This window comes from Polymorphobacter sp. PAMC 29334 (assembly GCF_019431245.1).
Classification (GTDB): domain Bacteria; phylum Pseudomonadota; class Alphaproteobacteria; order Sphingomonadales; family Sphingomonadaceae; genus Polymorphobacter_B; species Polymorphobacter_B megasporae.
Genome location: NZ_CP080243.1, coordinates 2,857,829 through 2,875,571 on the forward strand (window position 1 = coordinate 2,857,829; position 17,743 = coordinate 2,875,571).

Below are 17,743 nucleotides of genomic sequence, written 5' to 3' on the forward strand. Positions count from 1 at the left end.
GGGGTGTGGGAAGGCGAACTCCAGCCAAATGGTCTGTCGGCCCTCGCGATCGCGACTGCTCGATTGCGATCGGCTCGGCAGCCGGCGCGAACGGTCGCGCGGCCCAACGACTATGCGCCGAACGACTGGTCGCGCGTCATCCGTCCGCGGGACCCATCGCCGCTCGAGCCTCTTTCAGCGCCACGAACTCAGCCTCGAGATCAGCGATCACGCTGCGGTTGTCGAGCGCCTCGCCGATACTCGGCCCCGCGCGCAGAACCTCCAATTGCTGGCGGATCGCCTCCATCGCATCGGCCATCTGCTGGCGCAGCGGCCTCTCTGATTCCGACATAAGCGACGAGCCTTGCAAGGTTGGCAGCGACGCATCGTTAGCACGGAACGGGGTTTGCAAAACCATGAAGGGGTGGGAGCTTTGAACACCCCTTCCCGCGCCGCACCGCCTCGGCTAACCCGCAGCCATGACCAACATCCTCCTCACCGGCAGCACCCGCGGCATCGGGGCCGCCGCGCACGCCGCCCTCATCGCCGCCGGCGCCACGGTGGTCGGGCACGGCAGCCGCGACGGCGACGGCCCCGACACGGTAACGATCGGGGCCGACCTCGCCGAACCCGGAGCGGGCGACCGGTTGTGGGACGCGGCGCTCGACCGGCTCGGCGGGCGGATCGACGTGCTGGTCAACAACGCCGGGGTCTTCGAGGCCGCGCCGCTCGCCGACGCCGCCGCGTGGGAGACCGCATGGGAGCGCTCGTGGCGGATCAACCTCCAGGCCGCCGCCGACCTGTCACGCCGCGCGGTGCTGCATTTCCAGGAGCGCGGCAGCTTGGATAAAAAGGCCCGCGACACCTCGGGAGTCGCCGGTCGCATCGTCAACGTATCGAGCCGCGCTGCCTTCCGCGGCGACTCCCCCGCGCACTGGCACTATGCCGCCGCCAAGGCCGGGATGGTCGCGATGACCCGCAGCATCGCCCGCGCCTACGCCGCCGACGGCATCGTCGCCTTCGTCGTCGCCCCGGGGTTCACGATGACCGGCATGGCCGAGGAGTTCCTCGCCAGCCGCGAGGGCGACAAGGTGATCGCCGACATCCCGCTCGGCCGCGTCGCCAGCGCCGCCGAAGTCGCCGAGACGATCCGCTGGCTCAGCCTCGACGCTCCCGCGTCGCTGACGGGGGCGGTGCTCGACGTCAACGGGGCGAGCTATGTGCGGTAGCGGGGCGGTCGCTGCGCTGCGGCCCATTACAGCCTGGTCGCTTATTCCTTGTCATCCCCGCGAACGCGGGGACCCAACGTCACTGACGGTAGTGACCTTGGGTCCCCGCGTTCGCGGGAATGACAAGTTTCACGCGAATCACAAATTTTGTGCGGATATTAAATGCTGAACGCCTCAGCATCCGCCAGCCCCAGCGGCTACCGCGTCCGCCTCCCCGCGACCCGCGCCGAAGCCGAGGCCATACCCTTCGCGGAAGACGCCTTCCCCGACCGCGAACGGCCCCCCACCCTCCTCACCGACGAGCCCGACCCATCGCGCCCCGACGACTGGACCCTCGACGCCTATTTCGCCGATACGCCCAGCGACGACGACATCGCCCGCCTCTATGCGCTCGTCCCGTCCGCGCCGCCGGGCAGCGCGACGGTCGAGCCGATCGCCGACACCGACTGGGTCACGCTGAGCCAGTCGGGCTTCCCCCCCGTCCGCGCCGGGCGCTTCGTCGTCCATACCGCCGCGCACGCCGACGCGGTCCGCGCGAGTGACATCGGCATCGCCATCGAGGCGGGGTTGGCGTTCGGCACCGGCCAGCATTTCACCACCCACGGGTGTCTCGCCGCACTCGATGCGCTGGCGAAGACCCACCGCTTTACCCGCGCCGCCGACCTCGGCACCGGCACCGGCGTCCTCGCCATCGCGATCGCCAAGCGCTGGCCGCGCGCCACCGTCGTCGCGAGCGACATCGACCCGGTCGCGACGATCGTCGCCCGCGCCAACCTCGCCGCGAACGGCGTCCGGCAGGCGCGCGGACGCGGCGCGATCGACCTCGTCACCGCGCCCGGAGTCGAACATCCCCGGCTGCGCGGGCGGTTCAATCTTGTCACCGCGAATATCCTCGCTGGCCCGCTGGTCGCGATGGCAGGCCCGGTCGCGGCAACGCTCGCCCCCGGCGGCATCCTCGTCCTCGCCGGGCTGCTGACGACGCAGGCCCGCCGCGTTGCCGCCGCCTACACCGCACGCGGTTTCCGGCTGGTCGACCGGCTCGACCGCAGCGAATGGCCGACATTGGTGCTCGAACGCGGCTGAGCCCGATGGGCGTCCGGCCGCAACCGCGGTTCGGTTCGAAGTTCGGCCTTGTGCGGGCCTATGTGCGCGCGACGACGCCCGGCCGAATTAAACCGCTCCGGCGATTTCCTGCCATGCCGCTTCGTCGATCACCGTGATCCCGAGCGCCGCCGCTTTCGCTGCTTTAGACCCCGCACCGGGACCAGCAATAACCAGATCGGTCTTCGCCGAGACCGAAGCCGCGACCCGCGCCCCCAGCCGCTCGGCCTGCGCCCGTGCCTCGTCGCGGCTCATCGTTTCGAGCGTGCCGGTGAACACGACGGTCTTGCCCGACACCTGCGACGCCTTGGTCGCATGGACCAGATCGGCGACCGTGATCGCCGCGAGCAGGTCGGCGACGAGATCGCGATTGTGCGGCTCGGCGAAGAAGTCGGTGATCGCCTCGCCAATCTCGGGGCCGACCCCGCCGACCGCGAACAGCGCCGCCAGCTCTCCGGCGCGCCGTTTACGGAACTTGTCGTCGGTCTCGCCGATCACCGGCAGCGCCGCCTTCATATGGTCGACCGCCGCCGCGACCCGCTCGGCAAAACCCTGATATGTCACGAAAGCCCGCGCCAGATCGCGCGCGGTGACCTCGCCGACGTGGCGAATGCCGAGCCCGAACAGGAGGCGGTCGAGCGGCACGTCGCGCCGCGCCTCGATCCCCGCGAGCAGGTTGTCGACCGACTTCGCCTCGAACCCCTTGCGCGCCACGAGCGCATCGCGGTGATCCCTGAGACGGAAGATATCGGCCGGAGTTGTGATCAGCCCCTCGCCGACGAACAGCTCGATCCGCTCCGACCCGAGTCCCTCGATGTCGAGCGCGCGCCGCGAGACGAAGTGCCGGAGGCGCTCGATCCGCTGCGCCGGGCAGATCAGCCCGCCGGTGCAGCGCCGCGCGACCTCCCCCGCCTCGCGCACCGCAAGGCTGCCGCACGCCGGGCAGACGCTCGGGAAAACAAAGGCTTCGCCGCGCGGTGCGTCGCTCGGCACCGGGCCAAGGATCTGCGGGATGACGTCGCCGGCGCGCTGAAGCTCGACGATATCGCCGACGCGGACGTCCTTGCGCGCGATCTCGTCCTCGTTGTGGAGCGTCGCATTGGTCACGATCACCCCGCCGACGCCGACAGGTTCGAGCCGCGCGACCGGGGTCAACTGCCCCGTCCGCCCGACCTGGATGTCGATCGCGAGCAGCGTCGTCGTCGCGCGCTCGGCGGGGAATTTATGCGCGAGCGCCCAGCGCGGCGACCGCGCGACCTGCCCGAGCCGCGCCTGCCAGTCGAGCCGGTCGACCTTATAGACCACCCCGTCGATGTCGTACGGCAGCTCGGCACGGTCGATTTCGATGCTGCGATAGACACTTAGCGCGTCGTCGACGGTATCGCAGACCTTAAGGCGATCGCTTACCGGAAAGCCCCAGCCGGAGATCGCCGCCATCACCCCCGCCTGGGTGTCGCCGGGGACGGTGCTCATCTCGCCCCAGCCATGTGCGAACAAGCGCAGAGGCCGCGCGCGCGTCACCGCGACGTCGAGCTGGCGCAGCGACCCCGCCGCCGCGTTGCGCGGATTGGCGAACAGCCGCTGCCCCGCGCTCGCCTGCGCCGCGTTCAAGGCGAGGAAGTCGGCCTTCGACATATAGATTTCACCACGCACCTCGACGATCGCCGGCGCCCCATCGGGCAGCCGCTGCGGAACGTCGCTGACCGTCGCGAGGTTGGCGGTAACGTCCTCGCCCACCGCCCCGTCGCCGCGCGTCGCCCCGCTGACCAGTACGCCGTCGCGATAGACGAGCGACACTGACAGCCCGTCGATCTTCGGCTCGGCGGTTACGGCGACGGCTTCGTCATCACCAAGCCGGAGAAACCGTCGGACCCGTGCGATGAACTCGACCACCTCATCATCGGCGAACGCATTGTCGAGGCTCAACATCGGGCGGGAGTGGACGACCTTGCCAAACCCCGCCGCAGCCACCGCCCCGACGGTTTCGGACGGCGAATCGGCGCGCTTCAGGTCTGGATACGCCGCCTCGAGCTCGGCGTTGCGCCGGACCATTGCATCGTAATCGGCATCGCTGATCGTCGGTGCGTCGTCGCGGTGATAACGCGCGGCGTGCTCGGCGATCTCGATGGCGAGGCGCGCGAGTTCGGCTGCGGGGTCGGCGGGTTGAGCGATATCTTCGGCCATCGACCGACTTTAGCAGCGTCTTCGCCCGCGCGGGAGAGCAAGACCGGTCAGGACAGACCCGCGCGCGGTCGGCCATAAAGCCGGCATGGACACGCCGCCCTCCCCCCGCCCGAGCATGATCGACCTCGTCGACTGGATCGAAGGCCATCTCGACGAGCCGTTGACGCTCGACGCGATCGCTAGCCGGTCGGGCCTGTCGCCGTACCATTTCTCACGGATGTTCACCGCGCGGATGGGCCGCAGCGTGATGGCGCATGTCCGCGGGCGGCGGCTGGTCAGGGCCGGCCAGCGCCTCGTCAACGACCCCGATGTCCGGCTGATCGACCTCGCCTTCGACTGCGGATTCGAATCGCAGGAGGCGTTCACCCGCGCTTTTCGCCGCGTCTTCGGGGTCGCTCCCGGACGCTTCCGCCAAGGTTTCGCCCTCACCCCAATCGAAGGACAATATCCGATGACAATGCCCGACATCGACGTTGCCGCCGCTGTCATCCTTCTGCCGGATCTCGTTGCAATCCCCGCCTTCTTCGTCGCGGGGCCGTCGAGCCGCTTCGATGCGTCGACCAAGACCGAGATTCCGCACCTCTGGTCGCGGCTGATCGGGGCGCTGCCGTTTGCTGGCCAGATCGATAGCTGGGCGACATTCGGCGTCGTCTCCGAGGCCGACCGCAGCGAAGGCAGCTTCGATTATATGGCGGGCGTCGAGATCGTCGCCGACGCGGCCGTGCCCGAGGGCTTCGCCGTCATGCCAATCCTTTCAGCGACTTACGCGGTGTTTCGCATCGTCCTCAACGGCGGCCCGGTGCATCCGCAGGTCAAGGCGGCGATGGCGGCGGTGTGGGGCGAGTTGATCCCGGCATCGGGGCTGACGGTTGCAGACAGCCCCGACTTCGAGCGTTACGACGGCAAATTCGCCCCGACTAAGCCTGGGGCGACGATCGACTTTCATGTTCCCGTAGCGGTGTGACCGCCGGGATCAGGCGAGCGCGAGCAGTCGCGTTGCCTGCGCCCGCGCTTCGTCGGTGACTTCCGCCCCCGACAGCATCCGGGCGATTTCCTCGCGGCGTTCGTCCGCGTCGAGCGGCGTGACACCGGTTCGCGTGACGGTGCCGTTGACCGATTTGGCAATCCGCCATTGATATTCGCCGCGCGCTGCGACCTGCGGCGAGTGCGTAACGACGAGAACCTGCGTGGTTTGGGCGAGCCGCGCGAGCCGGTCGCCGATCGCGCTGGCGACCGCTCCCCCGACACCGCGATCGATCTCGTCGAAGATCATCGTACCCGCGGTTCCGGTTTCGGCGAGCGCGACCTTCAATGCGAGGATGAAGCGCGAGAGTTCGCCCCCCGACGCGATCTTGACCAGCGGCCCGAACGGCGCGCCGGGGTTGGTCGAGATTTCGAACTGAACCGCATCGGCTCCGCCGGCCCCCTCGGAAGCCGCCGCGATCGCGGTGCGAAAGCGCGCGGCGTCGAGCTTGAGCGGGCCGAGTTCGCCGGTCACCGCGGCGTCGAGGCGGGCGGCGGTGGCGGTTCTGGCGGCAGTCAGTGCACCAGCAGATTTGGTGAACTGAGCCTTCGCCGCCGCGGTTGTCTTCGTCAGGCCGGTCAGCCCCAATTCCCCCGCGTCGATGGCGGCGGCGCGCGCGGCGAGGTCGGCGGCGAGCGCGGGGAGTGCGTCGGGGTCGACGCGGTGCTTGCGCGCCTGCGCGCGCAGTTCGAACAGCCGCGCCTCGGTCGCGTCGAGCTGCTCGGGAGCAAAACTGAGCGCGAGACCGGCGGCAGCGAGCGCGTCCTCGGCCTCGCTCGCCTCGATCACCGCGCGATCGAGGCTTTCGAGCGCACTCGCCAGCAACGGGTGCTCGGGGGCGAGCCGGTCGAGCCGCCGCGCCGCCTGCCGCAGGCTCGCGAGACCACCGTCCGACCCAAGAAGATGCGTCGTCACCGCGTCGAGATCACCCGCGAGCCGCGCCCCCTTCTGCATCGACGACCGCGCCTCGGCGAGTTCGGCCTCCTCCCCCGGCTGAGGTGCCAGCGCGGTCAATTCGGCCAGCGCATGGTCGAGCCACTCGCGGTCACGCTGCCCCGCCTCGAGCGCGACCTTCGCCGCTTCGAGCGCGGCTTCGGCAGCACGCCACGCGGCATAGTCGGTGGCGACGGATTTAACCTCGACGGTCAATCCCCCAAAGGCATCGAGCAGGTCGCGGTGGCCACGCGGATTGAGCAGGCCGCGATCATCATGCTGGCCGTGAATCTCGACCAATCGCGTGCCGAGTTCGCGGAGCAAGGCGACCGACACCGGCTGATCGTTGATGAACGCGCGCCCGCCGCCGTCGGCTGCGATCCGCCGCCGGAGGATGATGTCGCCTTCATGATCGAGATCGTTGTCGTCGAGCAGCGCGCGCGCGGGGTGCGACGCGCCGACACTGAAGCTCGCGGTGACGCTGGCGAAGGCGGCGCCCGAACGAACGAGGCCGGCATCACCGCGCGCGCCGAGCGCGAGACCGAGGCTGTCGAGCAGGATCGACTTGCCCGCCCCGGTTTCACCAGTGAGGACGCTCAGTCCTGCGGCAAAGTCGAGGCGCAAGGCTTCGATCAGGACGACGTCGCGAATATCGATGGCGGTTAACATTGCCGCGAAATCCCAACGCTGTCGGCACCGAGCCGCAAGCGCACATTAGGCACCGAAGCGCGCCGCGTGCGCTCAGGCACCGAAGCGCGCCATAGGAACTCAGGCGACCTTCTTGGTCATCAGCGTGTAGCTGTGCTTGTACCACTTGGTCCCGGGATAGTTGTAGCCGAGAACCGCTGCGGCCTTTTTCGCTTCCTCGGGCAGGCCGAGCGCGAGGTAGCATTCGACGAGCCGCTCGAGCGCCTCGGGGGTGTGGCTCGTGGTATTGTAGGTGTCGATTACGGTGCGGAAGCGGTCGACCGCGCCGATGAACTGCTTGTTCGCCTGATAATAACGCCCGACTTCCATCTCCTTGCCCGCGAGATGGTCGCGCGTCAGGTCGACCTTGAGCCGGGCATCGGCGGCGTATTCCGAATTGGGGTAGCGGCGGATCAGTTCCTGCAGTGCATCGAGCGCCTTCAGGGTGATCTTCTGGTCGCGGTCGACCGACGTGATCTGCTCGTAATAGCTGACCGCGACGACGTAATACGCATATGGTGCCTCGCGGCTGCCAGGATGGAGCGAGATGAAGCGCTGCGCCGACAGGATCGCCTCGTTGTAATCCTGGCTGACGTAATAGCTATACGCCGACATCAACTGCGCCCGGCGCGCCCAGACCGAGTATGGATGCTGGCGCTCGACCTCGTCGAACTGCGCGGCGGCGAGCTTGTACTGGCGACGGGCGAGCGTCTCCTGCGCCGCAGTGTAAAGCGTGTCGACGTCGCGCGCGACGTACGGACGGTCTTTCTTCGCCTTGGTCGAGGCACAGCCGCTGAGCGCGAGCCCGACGGCGAACGACGGCAGCAGGACGAGACGAAGCACGCGGGACTGGATCATGTTCGTGTCCTTAGCCGATGGGCCGGGGGGTGCCAAGCGGCTCTCCCCGCGCCGCTTTGACGACCTCGATAATCGCGTCGGCGACGGCATCGGGGCGGTCCTTGGGGATCAGATGGCCGGTCCGGTCGACTGTGCGCCGCACGCCGATCGTCGAGTGTTCGGCGAGTTCCTGATGCAGCCCGGCCCAGACGCGGTCGGCGACGCGGCGCGACGGGTCGGGCAGCGCGGCGTTGGTGTCGCCGGCGGTGAGGACGATCAGCGGCAGCGCGCCGTAGCTCGACCGACCGCCTGCGACCTCGTCCGACGTTGCGCCCCACAGGCTGTCGAGTTCGGCGACCTGCGTCTCCCACGTCGCGATCGGGGTGGCGGCGGCGCATCTGACGAGCTTGGGATCGGGCGACGGCAGCGCATGCGCCTTGGCGGCGGCGAGGCACGCGGCGGCGCGGTTGCGGATCCCGGCGGTGCTGCCCGCGCCCGGACCGAACACCGCGCTGAGGCGCTTGTCCTGGTATTCGACGCTTGGGTCGACGAGGACCATGCCGACGACGTCGCCCGGACGGCGATCGGCGAAGACGCGGACGTATAACCCGCCCGCCGAATGTCCGGCGACGACGAACGGCCCGGCGATCTTGAGCGCGCGGAGCCCCTCGTCGAGATCGCGGGCGATCGCGGTGCCGTCGCGCGGCGCCGGGCGGCCATCGCTGAGCCCAAGGCCGGCGCGATCGTAGCTGCAGACGCGGGTGACCGGTGCGACGAGCCGCTCGACCTTGCTCCATGCGAGCGATGACGCTGCCCAGCCGCCTTCGAGGAGAACGGTCGGGGTGCCGCTCCCGGCGCAGCGGAAGGCGAGGTGTCGCCCGTCAGGCAAGCGGGCGAGTTGCACCCCGGGGTCGGCGAGGGGTGCGGCGGCGGTGACGGTCAGGGCAACGGCGAGGGCCGCCGCGCAACCCAGCGCCGTCATCCGCGCGATCGGGCGCCCAGGCCTAGGAGCGGAAATACGGGACGACCTCGCCCTGCTGCTTGATCGTGATCGGATTGCCATAGCGGTCCTTCGAGCCCGCGACGGTCAGCCGGACCCAGCCTTCGGAAACGCAATACTCGTCGACATTGGTCCGCTCGACGCCCTTGAAGCGGATGCCGATGCCGCGCTCGAGCATCGCGGGCTCGTAATGCGGGCTGTTCGGGTTGTTCGACAGGCGGTCGGGCGGGGTATCGACGATCGCAGCTTCGGGGGTCGCGGCGTCCGGCTTCGCCGAAGCGGCGTTCGGCGTTTCGGTGCCGGTCGTGGTCTCGATGGTTTCGTCGGTCATGGTGGCGGGCCTTCGGATCGAATGATTGCGCGTGATAGCCAGTTGGACCGGCCTGCGCTACTATCACCGCATGGCCGAGGATTTCGTTCGTCACAAGCAGGCATGGACTTCGGAAGAGGTCGCCAAGCTCCATCGCTTTTCCGAGAAGGGGATGTCGGTCCGCGCGATCGCCAAGGCGCTGACCCGGAGCGAGGAGTCGGTCAAGGCGCGGGCGAAGGAAGATTCGCTCAAGCTGGCGAAGCTGCGTTAGCCCTGCCGCGCTCCGCTCAGGCCGGGCGCAGCCCGACTGTCTTCAGATGCTCCCACGGCCCGTCGAGATACCGCCACACGTCGATCCCGACGACATCGAAACGCCACGGCTCGAACCCCTCGGACAACGCCGCCAGCGTCGCCCGCGCCACCTCCGGCGTCACCTTGTTCTGGATCGTGACGTGCGCGGCGAGGCGGTGGCGGTCCTGCGGGATCAACAGCGGCTCCCACGCCTCGGATAGGTCGTCGTGGAGCGCCGACAGCTCCGCCGACCGCAGAACATAAGCGACCCCGCGGCCGAGCGAGCGCAAGCCAGTGATCTCAACCTGCGGTGCCGGATGCTCGCGCGCCATGGCCTTGAGCCGCTCGACGACGGCGTCGAATTCGCTCCCGGGAATCTGGTGGAACAACGAGATATGCGCCGGCACCCGATTGAGTGCGGGCGGGAAATGCGCGCGGCGCAGCGCCTCGAATCGCGCGAGGATCGCGGCATCGGGTCGCGCAGTGATCACCAACGGTCGGAAATCGGTCATTGCAGCTCCGCAATGTCTGTACCAAGTGGAACCCAGCGGAAGGCGTAACGTTCGCTCGTCACGATTACCTCCTACTCAAGTCGCTAATCGCCAGCCACTCCCCAAACGAAGGATGTCCATCATGGCCAAGAAGCCCAGCCCCGCCCCCAGCAGTGAAGCCCAGCCGCAGTACAAGGTCGAGTACCGCGAGATCCAGCCGTACGGGACGCTCAAGGACCTGCCGATCGCGCTCGAGGGTAATGCCCGCGCCCAGTCGGTCGAGACGCTCAACCAGATGCTCGCCGACACGATGACGCTCCGCGACATGTATAAGAAGCACCACTGGCAGATGTCGGGGGCGACGTTCTACCAGCTCCACCTCCTGCTCGACACGCACTATGAAGCGCAGGCCGAGCTCGTCGACATGATCGCCGAGCGGATCATGGCGCTGGGCGGGATCAGCATCGCGATGGCCGCCGACGTCGCCGAGATGACCAAGATCCCCCGCCCCCCGAAGGGCCGCGAGGACGTTCCGACCCAGCTGTCGCGGCTGCTCGAGGCGCACGAGATCATCCTGCGCCAGGCGCACGAGGGTGCCGATGCCGCCGACGAGTCGGGCGACGACGGCACGAACGACCTGCTGGTGTCGAACATCATCCGCACCGGCGAACCCCAGGTCTGGTTCATCGCCGAGCACCTGGCTGAAACCACGCTGGTCCGTTCGGACCGCTAACTGAATCTGCTGGCGAGCCCACGGGGGCTCGCCAGTTCAGCATTTGATCTTAGCTCATTGATGAGCAAATGCGCTGGCCGATGGCGCTCACTGTTCTGGCCACGCACGGTATCGTGAGAACCAAAATCGTGGCCGAAATCGGCAAAAATGAAGCTGGTGAGCCCTGCGGGATTCGAACCCGCGACCTATTGATTAAAAGTCAATTGCTCTACCGATTGAGCTAAGGGCTCCCAGCGGGTTGCGGTTTAGGGCGGCGTTGCCGCGCGCGCAACTGGCGTGCGGTCAAGTGCAGCACCGGATGCCTCCACAAAGGGGCGATATCGACCAGCGGGTCGAGGACGAAGGCGCGGGCGGCGAGGCTGCGGTGGGGGACGATGAGCCCCTGCCGCGCTCGCCGCCAGTCGTGTGTGACCGCGCCGCCGGCGGTGACAATGTCGAGGTCGAGGACGCGTTCGGCCCAGCGGCGGCCTCGGCGGCGGCCGAAGTCGCGCTCGATTTGCTTGAGCAAGGTTAGCAGGTCGTCGACCGCAACGTTGGTTTCGACGGCGATCGCGGCGTTCGCGAAGGCGCGCTTGCTTGGGCCGAGCGGCTTGGTGGTGCGGATCGCCGACCGCGCGACGACGGTTAGGCCTGCATCGGCCAGCGCGACGATGGCCGCCGCGACGACGCCCTGCGGCAATCCGTGACGGCCGTGCCGCCGATTGCTGCCGAGGGCGATGTGGATGATTGCGGGCATGGCCGCTCGCGCTTTACAGGTCGCCGCCATGGAACCCAACCCCGCCGAACTTTACGCCGCGTCGCCGCTAGCCGAGCCGTCACATGCCATTGCGGCTCAAGCCGAGCCGCCGCGTGATTGCCAGCTGTGCCCTCGCCTTGCCGATTACCGCGCCGCCAACCGCGTCGCGCATCCCGACTGGTTCAACGCGCCGGTCCCTGGCTGGGGCGACCCGGCGGCATGGCTGTGCGTCGTCGGGCTGGCGCCGGGGGTCACCGGGGCGAACCGGACCGGGCGGCCGTTCACCGGCGACCATGCCGGACTGCTGCTCTATGCCACGCTCGCCAAATTCGGCCTGTCGCACGGGACGTTCGACGCGCGCGCCGATGACGGGCTGCGGCTCGACGGGGTGTTCATCAGCAATGCGGTTCGTTGCGTGCCCCCCGAGAACAAGCCGGTTCCGGCAGAGATTCACACCTGTCGCCAGTTCCTGAGCGCCCAGCTCGCGGCGCTGCCGAACCTGAAGGTCGTGCTGGCGCTCGGGACGATCGCGCACCAGTCGGCGGTCAAGGCGCTCGGCGGCAAGCTGCCCAAGGTGCCGTTCGCCCACGCCGCGGTCCACCGGCTCCACACCGGGTTCACGCTCGTCGATAGCTATCACTGCTCGCGCTACAACACGAACACCGGGCGGCTGACGGCGCCGATGTTCGAGGACGCCTTCGCGGCGGCGGTCGCGGCGCGGTAAGCGCCTACTTCGCAGGCTTCGCCGCAGTCGCCTCGATCTCAACGAGAAACGCCGGTCCCGCAAGCGCGGCGACCTGGACCGTCGAGCGGGCGACGGTGCCGGGGTTCTCGGACGTGCCGAAGAAGGTCTTGAACCCGTCGTTCATCCCCGCGAAGTCCATCTTGCCGCCCATGTCGGGTGCGGCGGCGACGAACACGGTCAGCTTGATGATATCGGCCATCGTGTAGCCGTGGCTCGCGAGGATCTTCTTGATCTTGCCCAGCACGCTGATCGTCTGGGTCTTCGTATCGCCGAAATCGGCCATGCTCATCGACGCCATCGCCGACATCGGCTTCGACATGTCGACCGGCGAGGCGACTTGCCCGCTAAGGTAGAGCATCTCAGTCCCCGGGGTTACCGTCACACTCTCGAGGATCAATCCCGGGGGGGTGTTGGCATGCTTGATCGCCTCGGCGTTGGCGGCCGTCGCGAGCAGGCTGGCGCCCAGCAGTGCTGTCATCGTCCGGATCATGTCAGGCTCCCCCATGTTGCAACGGGTGCGAGCCGCCGGCCCGCACCCGTCATGCCCGATGCTGTGCGCTTCGGGCCTAGAAGGCAACCCGGGCGCGGACGTACCAGAGCCCGCCGTTGATCCCGAACGGACCGCCGCTCCGCGGGTAGATCTGGCCGTCGGCGGTCGAGCCGGTCGCGGCGTAGACGGTGTTGGCGGGGCTGTTGGCGATGCGGTCGGGCTTGATATTGAAGATGTTCGAGCCGCCGACCGACAGCGTCAGATACTTGGTCAGGTCGTAGCCGACGTCGAGATCGGTGGTGAACTTCGACCCGAACTTCTGGCCGACCAGCTTTCCGGCGGAGTTGAAGACCGGATAGTCGTTCGAATCGATCCAGTCGCCGTAGAAGTTCTCGCGGGCGTTGACCGAGAACTTGTCGTGGCTCCACGCCGCCGACAGCGTCGCGCGGTGGTTCGGCGCAAGGTGCGAGATATCGAGGATCTGGTTCGCACTGAGGACGTTCGCGTCGGCGCGCGATACCCGACTGGTGTTGTAGTTGTACGCCAGCGTCAGGTTGAGGTCGCCCGGCTCGATGAGCGCCGCGCGGTACGTTGCGACGAAATCGATGCCCTTGGTGACGGTGTCGAGGCCATTGGTGAAGTATGTGATCGCGCCGCCGGCTCCGACCGACAACAACGCCGGCTGGGCGATGATATCGGCGGGTGTCACGGTGAAGTTCTGCGTGATGAAGATGCGGTTCTTGACCTTGATGCTATACGCATCGACCGTCAACGTCAGGTTGTGGACCGGGGTGGCGATGAAACCCACGCCGTAGTTATACGACTTTTCAGGCGTCAGCTGCTTCGCCCCGTAATATTGCGCGATCGGGCTCGTCGTCGGGTAGGTACCGGTCTGGACCTGGTTGCCGCCGATGAAGTTGGTCGTCAGGATCTGGGTGTTCGACTGGCCGGGCGACGGGGCGTGGAAGCCCGAGCCGACTGTTCCGCGGAGCGAGAAGGCGTCGGAGAATTTGTAGATCGCATTCGCCTTGTAGACGAACGCGCCGCCGAAGGTGTTGTAATGCTCGTACCGGCCGGCGATGCCGACACTGAGCGCCTTGACGATGTCGGTCTCGAGGTCGCCGTAGATGCCGTAGCTCGACTGCGAGTGCGAGCCGGCGGCGGCGGGATCGGTGCCGCCATAGCCGCTCGCGCCCGGCGACGACCCGCCGCTGGTACCGTTTGGCGTATAGATGCCGCCCCCGTTGTTGAGATACAGGTTCTGCGACGCCGTGTAGGGGCCGGCGCCGTACGACTGCGGGTCGCCGGGTGTCGCGGTGTAGCTCTCGCGGCGGTATTCGGCACCGGCCGAGATCGTCAGCGGGCTGTACAGGCCGATGTTGACCGGCTGGCTGAGATCGATGTTGGCGTCGGTTTCCTTCTGGATCAGGTCGCCGAACTTGAACGCGGTCTGCGATGCCGGGCCGTAGGTCGGGCTGATCGAATTATACATCGACAGGTCGAGCGAGTTGCGGCTCGTCGTCGCCGAGAAGTCGTAGGTGAAACCGCCCGGCGTCTTCCCCTTGTAGCCGACGGTGCCGATCAATTCTTCGGTCGTGCCGACGAAGCGCGGGGTGAAGCCCGCCGGGTAAATCGACTTGACGCTAAAGGTGTTGCCGTTCGAGACGAAGCCGCCCGCCGGGCACGTCGCGTTCCCGGCCGGGCACGGCGTCAAGTAGAACACCCGCGACAGTGCGCCATTGGCCCCGAGCGACTGCGTCGCGCCGGTCACGTCGACAGCGGTGCCGCTGATCGGCGAGCGGTAGTTGAAGCTCTCGTTCGCCTTCGACCGCGCGGCGTTGCCGAAGAAGTACAGCTTGCTGTTGTCGGTGACCTCATAGCCCGAATTGATCACCGCCTTCCAGCCATGGCTCGGCGACGAGCCCCAGATCTGCACCGGCCCGGGATAGTTCGGCAGCTGCGATGCGAGGCTCGGGTTCTGCTGGGCGAAGACGAGCGCGAGCGGGCGGGTTGCGCCGCGGCTGGTCTGGCCGTCGTCGTCATATTCACCGCTCAGATTGACGAAGCCGCGCTCGCCGAGCGACAGGCCGAGGTTCGCCGAGATCTGCTTCGATTTGCCGTCACCGTGATCGTAATACTGGCCATAGCGGGCGATCGCCTCGAAGCCCGTCTTGTTGTCGCGCAGGCCGTAGTTGAGAACGCCGGCGATCGCGTCCGACCCGTATTGCGCGGTTGCGCCTTCGCGGAGGATCTGCAGGCGCTTGATCGCGATCGACGGGATCGCCGACAGGTCGGACCCCTGCGAGCCGTACGACAGGCCGGTGTCGCCGCCCGAATAGACCTGGACGAGTGCCGAGCGGTTGTACCGCTTGCCGTCGAGCATGACGAGGATCTCGTCGGCGGGCAGGCCGCGCAGCGACGGCGCGCGGACAAAACTCGACGCGTCGGAAATCGTATTCTGGCCGACGAAGAACGACGGGACGATGTTCTTCAGGACTTCGAGCATGTTCGCTGCGGGCTGCGTCTTGAGCTCGCTCGCACTGATGACATCGACCGGCGATGCCGACGTCGTCAGGGTCCGGTCGGTGCGGCGGGTGCCGAGGACGATGATCTCGTCGGCCTGCGCCGGCGTTGCGGCGGCGGTATCGGCAGCGGCGACCTGTTGCGCGATGGCACCGGTCGGAACGAAGGCGACGGCGCTGAGCATCGCGACGGCGAGTGCGGTGTGCGACAACTGTGAAGTCTTGAGCATCGATGAACCCCCTGAATTACAGACACGGCTCCCCTGTCCAGCAACGCGCGATCTTCGCCACGCATACTGCCGGGCAAAACCAAGCACTCAGCAAATAATGCCGAGCCGACTACCTAATGATAAGTTTCGACAAACCCCAGTGCGTGCCGAGCAACTGTTATCAAGCTGACGCATTGGCTCGACGACAACAAGTCCGTATTAACCGATATCGACCTCGGCAAAGTTAAATCCGGACACCGTAACATTAGTGCAACAGCTGCCCGCGTAAGGGCACAGCGTCCCGACATGCGAGCCGGATGCCCTCACGCCGCCTTCCTCACTGGCATGTCGGCGGCGACGCGCTTTGCCAGCGCCGCGACCTGCGCCCACGCCGACGCGATCCCGCCCTCCTGCCAGCCGGGAGTCTGGCTCAGCGCGGCGCTGGCGAAATAGACCCGCCCGTCGGGTTCGAGCAGGTGGCGGAAGCCGGGTGTGTCGATCGCGGCTTCGAGCCCGACGCCGCCCTTGCCGCCGCTGAAGTCGGGCCACGGGCCGAGACTGTACGGAATTTTGTGCCAGTTGACCGCGATGCCGTTGACGAGGTCGCCGCCGTGTCCGGGGTGAAGCTTGTCGACGACGCCGCGGGCGAATTCGATCTGCTCGACGATCGGCCGCTTCTCGAACTCCGCCGCCATCGGCCCCGAGCCGTAGCACGCGAGCAGCATCCCGCGCGGCGTGTGGAGGCCAGCCGACGGATACCAGACGAGGCTGGTCGGGCCGCCGACGAACGAAATGCCGCCGTAGATCTGCTCTTTCTCCCAGAAGCGCGGCGATTCGAACGCGATCTTGTTCGAATAGTCGTAGATCACCCCGGCGATTGCGGTCTTGGTCGCAGGCGTGAAGTCGGTGTCGATGTCCTTCAGCACCGCGAACGGGATCGTGCAGACCATATAGTCGGCGTGGACGGTCTGGACTGCGCCGCTGGCCTTGTCGCGGTAGACGACGTCGACGCCCTTCGCCGTGTGGCGGATGCGGGTCACCTCGGCGCCGCGGATCGCGGGGTTGCGGAGGTTGCGATCGAAGCCGGCGTGGATCCGGTCCATCCCGCCGATCGGCTCGACCATCGTCGCCTGCATATACAGCACGTCGTCGAACAGCGTCATCGGCAGTTGCTCGTTCGCCAGCAACTGATCGAGCGGCATCGCGGTGCCCGGGCTGGCGAGCGTCACCCCTGCCCCCGGCAACTTGGCGAAGCCCGAGCGCGCCGATCCGGTGAAGTCGCCCTTGTCGTCGAGATCGCCGTAGAATTTGAGAAACGGCAGCAGCTTGGCCTTGTCGGCGGCGCTGATTGCCTGGTCGAGCGAGCCCTGGTTGAGCGCCTTCGCGAGCAGTTCGGCGATATGGCCGCGCATGTCGTTGACCGCGGTGCGCTGGCGGATCTTCGTCCCGTCGGCGGCCATGACATACGCCGAGCGGCTCGAATTGACCTCGACCTCGAGCGGGACGCCGAACTTGTCGCAATAGCCGAGCAGCCCGGTGTGGAAGCTCGGGATGCGCGCCGGCCCGGCGTTCATGTAGATGCCGTTCGAGAATTTGGCGGTCTGGGTCGCCTCGCCGTTCATCTCGATCTTATCCCCGTCGCGGATTGTCCACGCCCGCCCGCCGACGCGGTCGCGGGCTTCGAGCAAGGTCACGAGATAGCCCGCCTGTTCGAGCTCATACGCCGCGACGAGCCCGCTGATCCCCGCCCCCAGCACCGCGACGTGGAGCCCCCGCCCGGCGACCGACGGCAGGCCGGGCATCGTCGCCGCGCGCGCCGCGCCATTCAGCCCGAGCGCCTGCATTGCCCCGAAGGTCGCGCCGAGCCCGCCCAGCATCCCGAGGCGCGTCAACAGATTGCGTCGTGTGATCATCAAAACCCCCGCGCTGGGGGCCATCGCCCCCGGAACCGATGGCGCTCGGGCATGGCGAAGTCAGCCCGACCCGCGGGACCTTGCGGTCCGACACCATTTCTTCCCCGCGAAACCGCTTGGCGATTTTGTTACGATCATGATGGCGCGACTTTTGCGCCTCGGCAACACCCATAAATGTTGTTGGTGCGGGTGGCCGGGGTCGAACCGGCACTCCTTGCGGAACGGGATTTTGAGTCCCGCGCGTCTACCAGTTTCACCACACCCGCGTGGGCGCGCGATCGTTCTCGCGCTGCGGACGGGCTTGTAGCGCAAAGAAGGGCGTCGGGGGA

General features: G+C 67.5%; 17 protein-coding genes and 2 tRNA genes. 6 read left to right on the plus strand and 13 right to left on the minus strand.

Annotated elements, in window-relative coordinates:
- Positions 1-136: 136 nt before the first annotated feature.
- Entirely contained in the window at positions 137-331 is a 195-nt protein-coding gene (locus tag KZX46_RS17280; protein ID WP_219775008.1) for a hypothetical protein, read from the minus strand.
- A 127-nt stretch (positions 332-458) separates the two neighbouring features.
- Here KZX46_RS17280 and KZX46_RS17285 point away from each other — a divergent pair, with 127 nt between their 5' ends.
- Both KZX46_RS17285 and KZX46_RS17290 read left to right on the plus strand, forming a co-directional pair.
- Positions 459-1,208 carry an SDR family NAD(P)-dependent oxidoreductase gene (locus tag KZX46_RS17285; protein ID WP_219775009.1) on the plus strand — a complete coding sequence of 250 codons (750 nt, stop codon included), beginning with the start codon at positions 459-461 and terminating at the stop codon, positions 1,206-1,208.
- Positions 1,209-1,370: 162 nt separating this feature from the next.
- A complete protein-coding gene (locus KZX46_RS17290; RefSeq protein WP_219775010.1) occupies positions 1,371-2,291 on the plus strand; it encodes a 50S ribosomal protein L11 methyltransferase in 921 nt (306 codons plus the stop codon).
- An 87-nt stretch (positions 2,292-2,378) separates the two neighbouring features.
- Here KZX46_RS17290 and ligA read toward each other — a convergent pair whose 3' ends face one another.
- Positions 2,379-4,481: an NAD-dependent DNA ligase LigA gene (ligA, locus tag KZX46_RS17295; protein WP_370647558.1), complete on the minus strand. Its 2,103-nt coding sequence runs from the start codon at positions 4,479-4,481 to the stop codon at positions 2,379-2,381.
- A 97-nt stretch (positions 4,482-4,578) separates the two neighbouring features.
- Here ligA and KZX46_RS17300 point away from each other — a divergent pair, with 97 nt between their 5' ends.
- Positions 4,579-5,457 (plus strand): AraC family transcriptional regulator, encoded by an 879-nt coding sequence (locus tag KZX46_RS17300; protein WP_219775012.1) that lies wholly within the window; start codon positions 4,579-4,581, stop codon positions 5,455-5,457.
- Between the two features lie 9 nt (positions 5,458-5,466).
- On the opposite strand, the gene recN is transcribed toward KZX46_RS17300, so the two are convergent.
- From recN to KZX46_RS17320, 4 genes are all read right to left on the minus strand, one after another.
- Positions 5,467-7,119 carry a DNA repair protein RecN gene (gene recN, locus KZX46_RS17305; RefSeq protein WP_219775013.1) on the minus strand — a complete coding sequence of 551 codons (1,653 nt, stop codon included), beginning with the start codon at positions 7,117-7,119 and terminating at the stop codon, positions 5,467-5,469.
- Between the two features lie 99 nt (positions 7,120-7,218).
- A complete protein-coding gene (locus KZX46_RS17310) occupies positions 7,219-7,995 on the minus strand; it encodes an outer membrane protein assembly factor BamD (RefSeq protein ID WP_216708026.1) in 777 nt (258 codons plus the stop codon).
- A gap of 10 nt (positions 7,996-8,005) precedes the next feature.
- Positions 8,006-8,956 carry an alpha/beta fold hydrolase gene (locus tag KZX46_RS17315; RefSeq protein ID WP_219775014.1) on the minus strand — a complete coding sequence of 317 codons (951 nt, stop codon included), beginning with the start codon at positions 8,954-8,956 and terminating at the stop codon, positions 8,006-8,008.
- A 22-nt stretch (positions 8,957-8,978) separates the two neighbouring features.
- Positions 8,979-9,305, minus strand: a complete 327-nt coding sequence (locus tag KZX46_RS17320) for a DUF3297 family protein (RefSeq protein ID WP_370647469.1) — start codon at positions 9,303-9,305, stop codon at positions 8,979-8,981.
- Positions 9,306-9,375: 70 nt separating this feature from the next.
- Here KZX46_RS17320 and KZX46_RS17325 point away from each other — a divergent pair, with 70 nt between their 5' ends.
- Positions 9,376-9,555, plus strand: a complete 180-nt coding sequence (locus KZX46_RS17325; RefSeq protein ID WP_216708181.1) for a hypothetical protein — start codon at positions 9,376-9,378, stop codon at positions 9,553-9,555.
- Between the two features lie 16 nt (positions 9,556-9,571).
- On the opposite strand, the gene KZX46_RS17330 is transcribed toward KZX46_RS17325, so the two are convergent.
- The gene (locus tag KZX46_RS17330; RefSeq protein ID WP_219775015.1) at positions 9,572-10,087 is read right to left on the minus strand and encodes a 2'-5' RNA ligase family protein; all 516 of its coding nucleotides are present in this window, start codon (positions 10,085-10,087) and stop codon (positions 9,572-9,574) included.
- A 121-nt stretch (positions 10,088-10,208) separates the two neighbouring features.
- On the opposite strand from KZX46_RS17330, the gene KZX46_RS17335 reads away from it, so the two are divergent.
- Entirely contained in the window at positions 10,209-10,799 is a 591-nt protein-coding gene (locus KZX46_RS17335) for a Dps family protein (RefSeq protein ID WP_226896023.1), read from the plus strand.
- A gap of 154 nt (positions 10,800-10,953) precedes the next feature.
- On the opposite strand, the gene KZX46_RS17340 is transcribed toward KZX46_RS17335, so the two are convergent.
- Positions 10,954-11,029, minus strand: a tRNA-Lys gene (locus KZX46_RS17340).
- Positions 11,020-11,535 carry a 2-amino-4-hydroxy-6-hydroxymethyldihydropteridine diphosphokinase gene (folK, locus tag KZX46_RS17345; protein ID WP_219775016.1) on the minus strand — a complete coding sequence of 172 codons (516 nt, stop codon included), beginning with the start codon at positions 11,533-11,535 and terminating at the stop codon, positions 11,020-11,022. Before folK ends, KZX46_RS17340 begins: the two co-directional genes overlap by 10 nt.
- Here folK and KZX46_RS17350 point away from each other — a divergent pair.
- A complete protein-coding gene (locus tag KZX46_RS17350) occupies positions 11,534-12,259 on the plus strand; it encodes a uracil-DNA glycosylase (RefSeq protein WP_226896024.1) in 726 nt (241 codons plus the stop codon). The two genes, folK and KZX46_RS17350, sit on opposite strands and share 2 nt — an antisense overlap.
- 4 nt (positions 12,260-12,263) lie before the next feature.
- Here KZX46_RS17350 and KZX46_RS17355 read toward each other — a convergent pair whose 3' ends face one another.
- The 4 genes from KZX46_RS17355 to KZX46_RS17370 form a co-directional block, all read right to left on the minus strand.
- Positions 12,264-12,770: a RidA family protein gene (locus KZX46_RS17355; RefSeq protein ID WP_216708032.1), complete on the minus strand. Its 507-nt coding sequence runs from the start codon at positions 12,768-12,770 to the stop codon at positions 12,264-12,266.
- 76 nt (positions 12,771-12,846) lie between these two features.
- Positions 12,847-15,522 (minus strand): TonB-dependent siderophore receptor, encoded by a 2,676-nt coding sequence (locus tag KZX46_RS17360; RefSeq protein WP_226896025.1) that lies wholly within the window; start codon positions 15,520-15,522, stop codon positions 12,847-12,849.
- A gap of 302 nt (positions 15,523-15,824) precedes the next feature.
- Complete coding sequence (locus KZX46_RS17365) at positions 15,825-17,414, minus strand: FAD-dependent oxidoreductase (protein ID WP_304610422.1); 1,590 nt, start codon at positions 17,412-17,414, stop codon at positions 15,825-15,827.
- Between the two features lie 181 nt (positions 17,415-17,595).
- A tRNA-Leu gene (locus KZX46_RS17370) sits at positions 17,596-17,680 on the minus strand.
- Positions 17,681-17,743: the final 63 nt, after the last annotated feature.

Bases quoted from the DNA above. Each gene is read 5' to 3' on its own strand.
- folK (WP_219775016.1), bottom strand. From the start codon at position 11,535: ATGCCCGCAATCATCCACATCGCCCTCGGCAGCAATCGGCGGCACGGC.
- KZX46_RS17350 (WP_226896024.1), top strand. From the start codon at position 11,534: ATGGCCGCTCGCGCTTTACAGGTCGCCGCCATGGAACCCAACCCCGCC.
- KZX46_RS17355 (WP_216708032.1), bottom strand. From the start codon at position 12,770: ATGATCCGGACGATGACAGCACTGCTGGGCGCCAGCCTGCTCGCGACG.
- KZX46_RS17365 (WP_304610422.1), bottom strand. From the start codon at position 17,414: ATGATCACACGACGCAATCTGTTGACGCGCCTCGGGATGCTGGGCGGG.
- KZX46_RS17300 (WP_219775012.1), top strand. From the start codon at position 4,579: ATGGACACGCCGCCCTCCCCCCGCCCGAGCATGATCGACCTCGTCGAC.
- KZX46_RS17280 (WP_219775008.1), bottom strand. From the start codon at position 331: ATGTCGGAATCAGAGAGGCCGCTGCGCCAGCAGATGGCCGATGCGATG.
- KZX46_RS17335 (WP_226896023.1), top strand. From the start codon at position 10,209: ATGGCCAAGAAGCCCAGCCCCGCCCCCAGCAGTGAAGCCCAGCCGCAG.
- KZX46_RS17320 (WP_370647469.1), bottom strand. From the start codon at position 9,305: ATGACCGACGAAACCATCGAGACCACGACCGGCACCGAAACGCCGAAC.
- KZX46_RS17290 (WP_219775010.1), top strand. From the start codon at position 1,371: ATGCTGAACGCCTCAGCATCCGCCAGCCCCAGCGGCTACCGCGTCCGC.
- KZX46_RS17315 (WP_219775014.1), bottom strand. From the start codon at position 8,956: ATGACGGCGCTGGGTTGCGCGGCGGCCCTCGCCGTTGCCCTGACCGTC.
- recN (WP_219775013.1), bottom strand. From the start codon at position 7,119: ATGTTAACCGCCATCGATATTCGCGACGTCGTCCTGATCGAAGCCTTG.
- KZX46_RS17330 (WP_219775015.1), bottom strand. From the start codon at position 10,087: ATGACCGATTTCCGACCGTTGGTGATCACTGCGCGACCCGATGCCGCG.
- KZX46_RS17285 (WP_219775009.1), top strand. From the start codon at position 459: ATGACCAACATCCTCCTCACCGGCAGCACCCGCGGCATCGGGGCCGCC.
- KZX46_RS17325 (WP_216708181.1), top strand. From the start codon at position 9,376: ATGGCCGAGGATTTCGTTCGTCACAAGCAGGCATGGACTTCGGAAGAG.
- KZX46_RS17360 (WP_226896025.1), bottom strand. From the start codon at position 15,522: ATGCTCAAGACTTCACAGTTGTCGCACACCGCACTCGCCGTCGCGATG.
- KZX46_RS17310 (WP_216708026.1), bottom strand. From the start codon at position 7,995: ATGATCCAGTCCCGCGTGCTTCGTCTCGTCCTGCTGCCGTCGTTCGCC.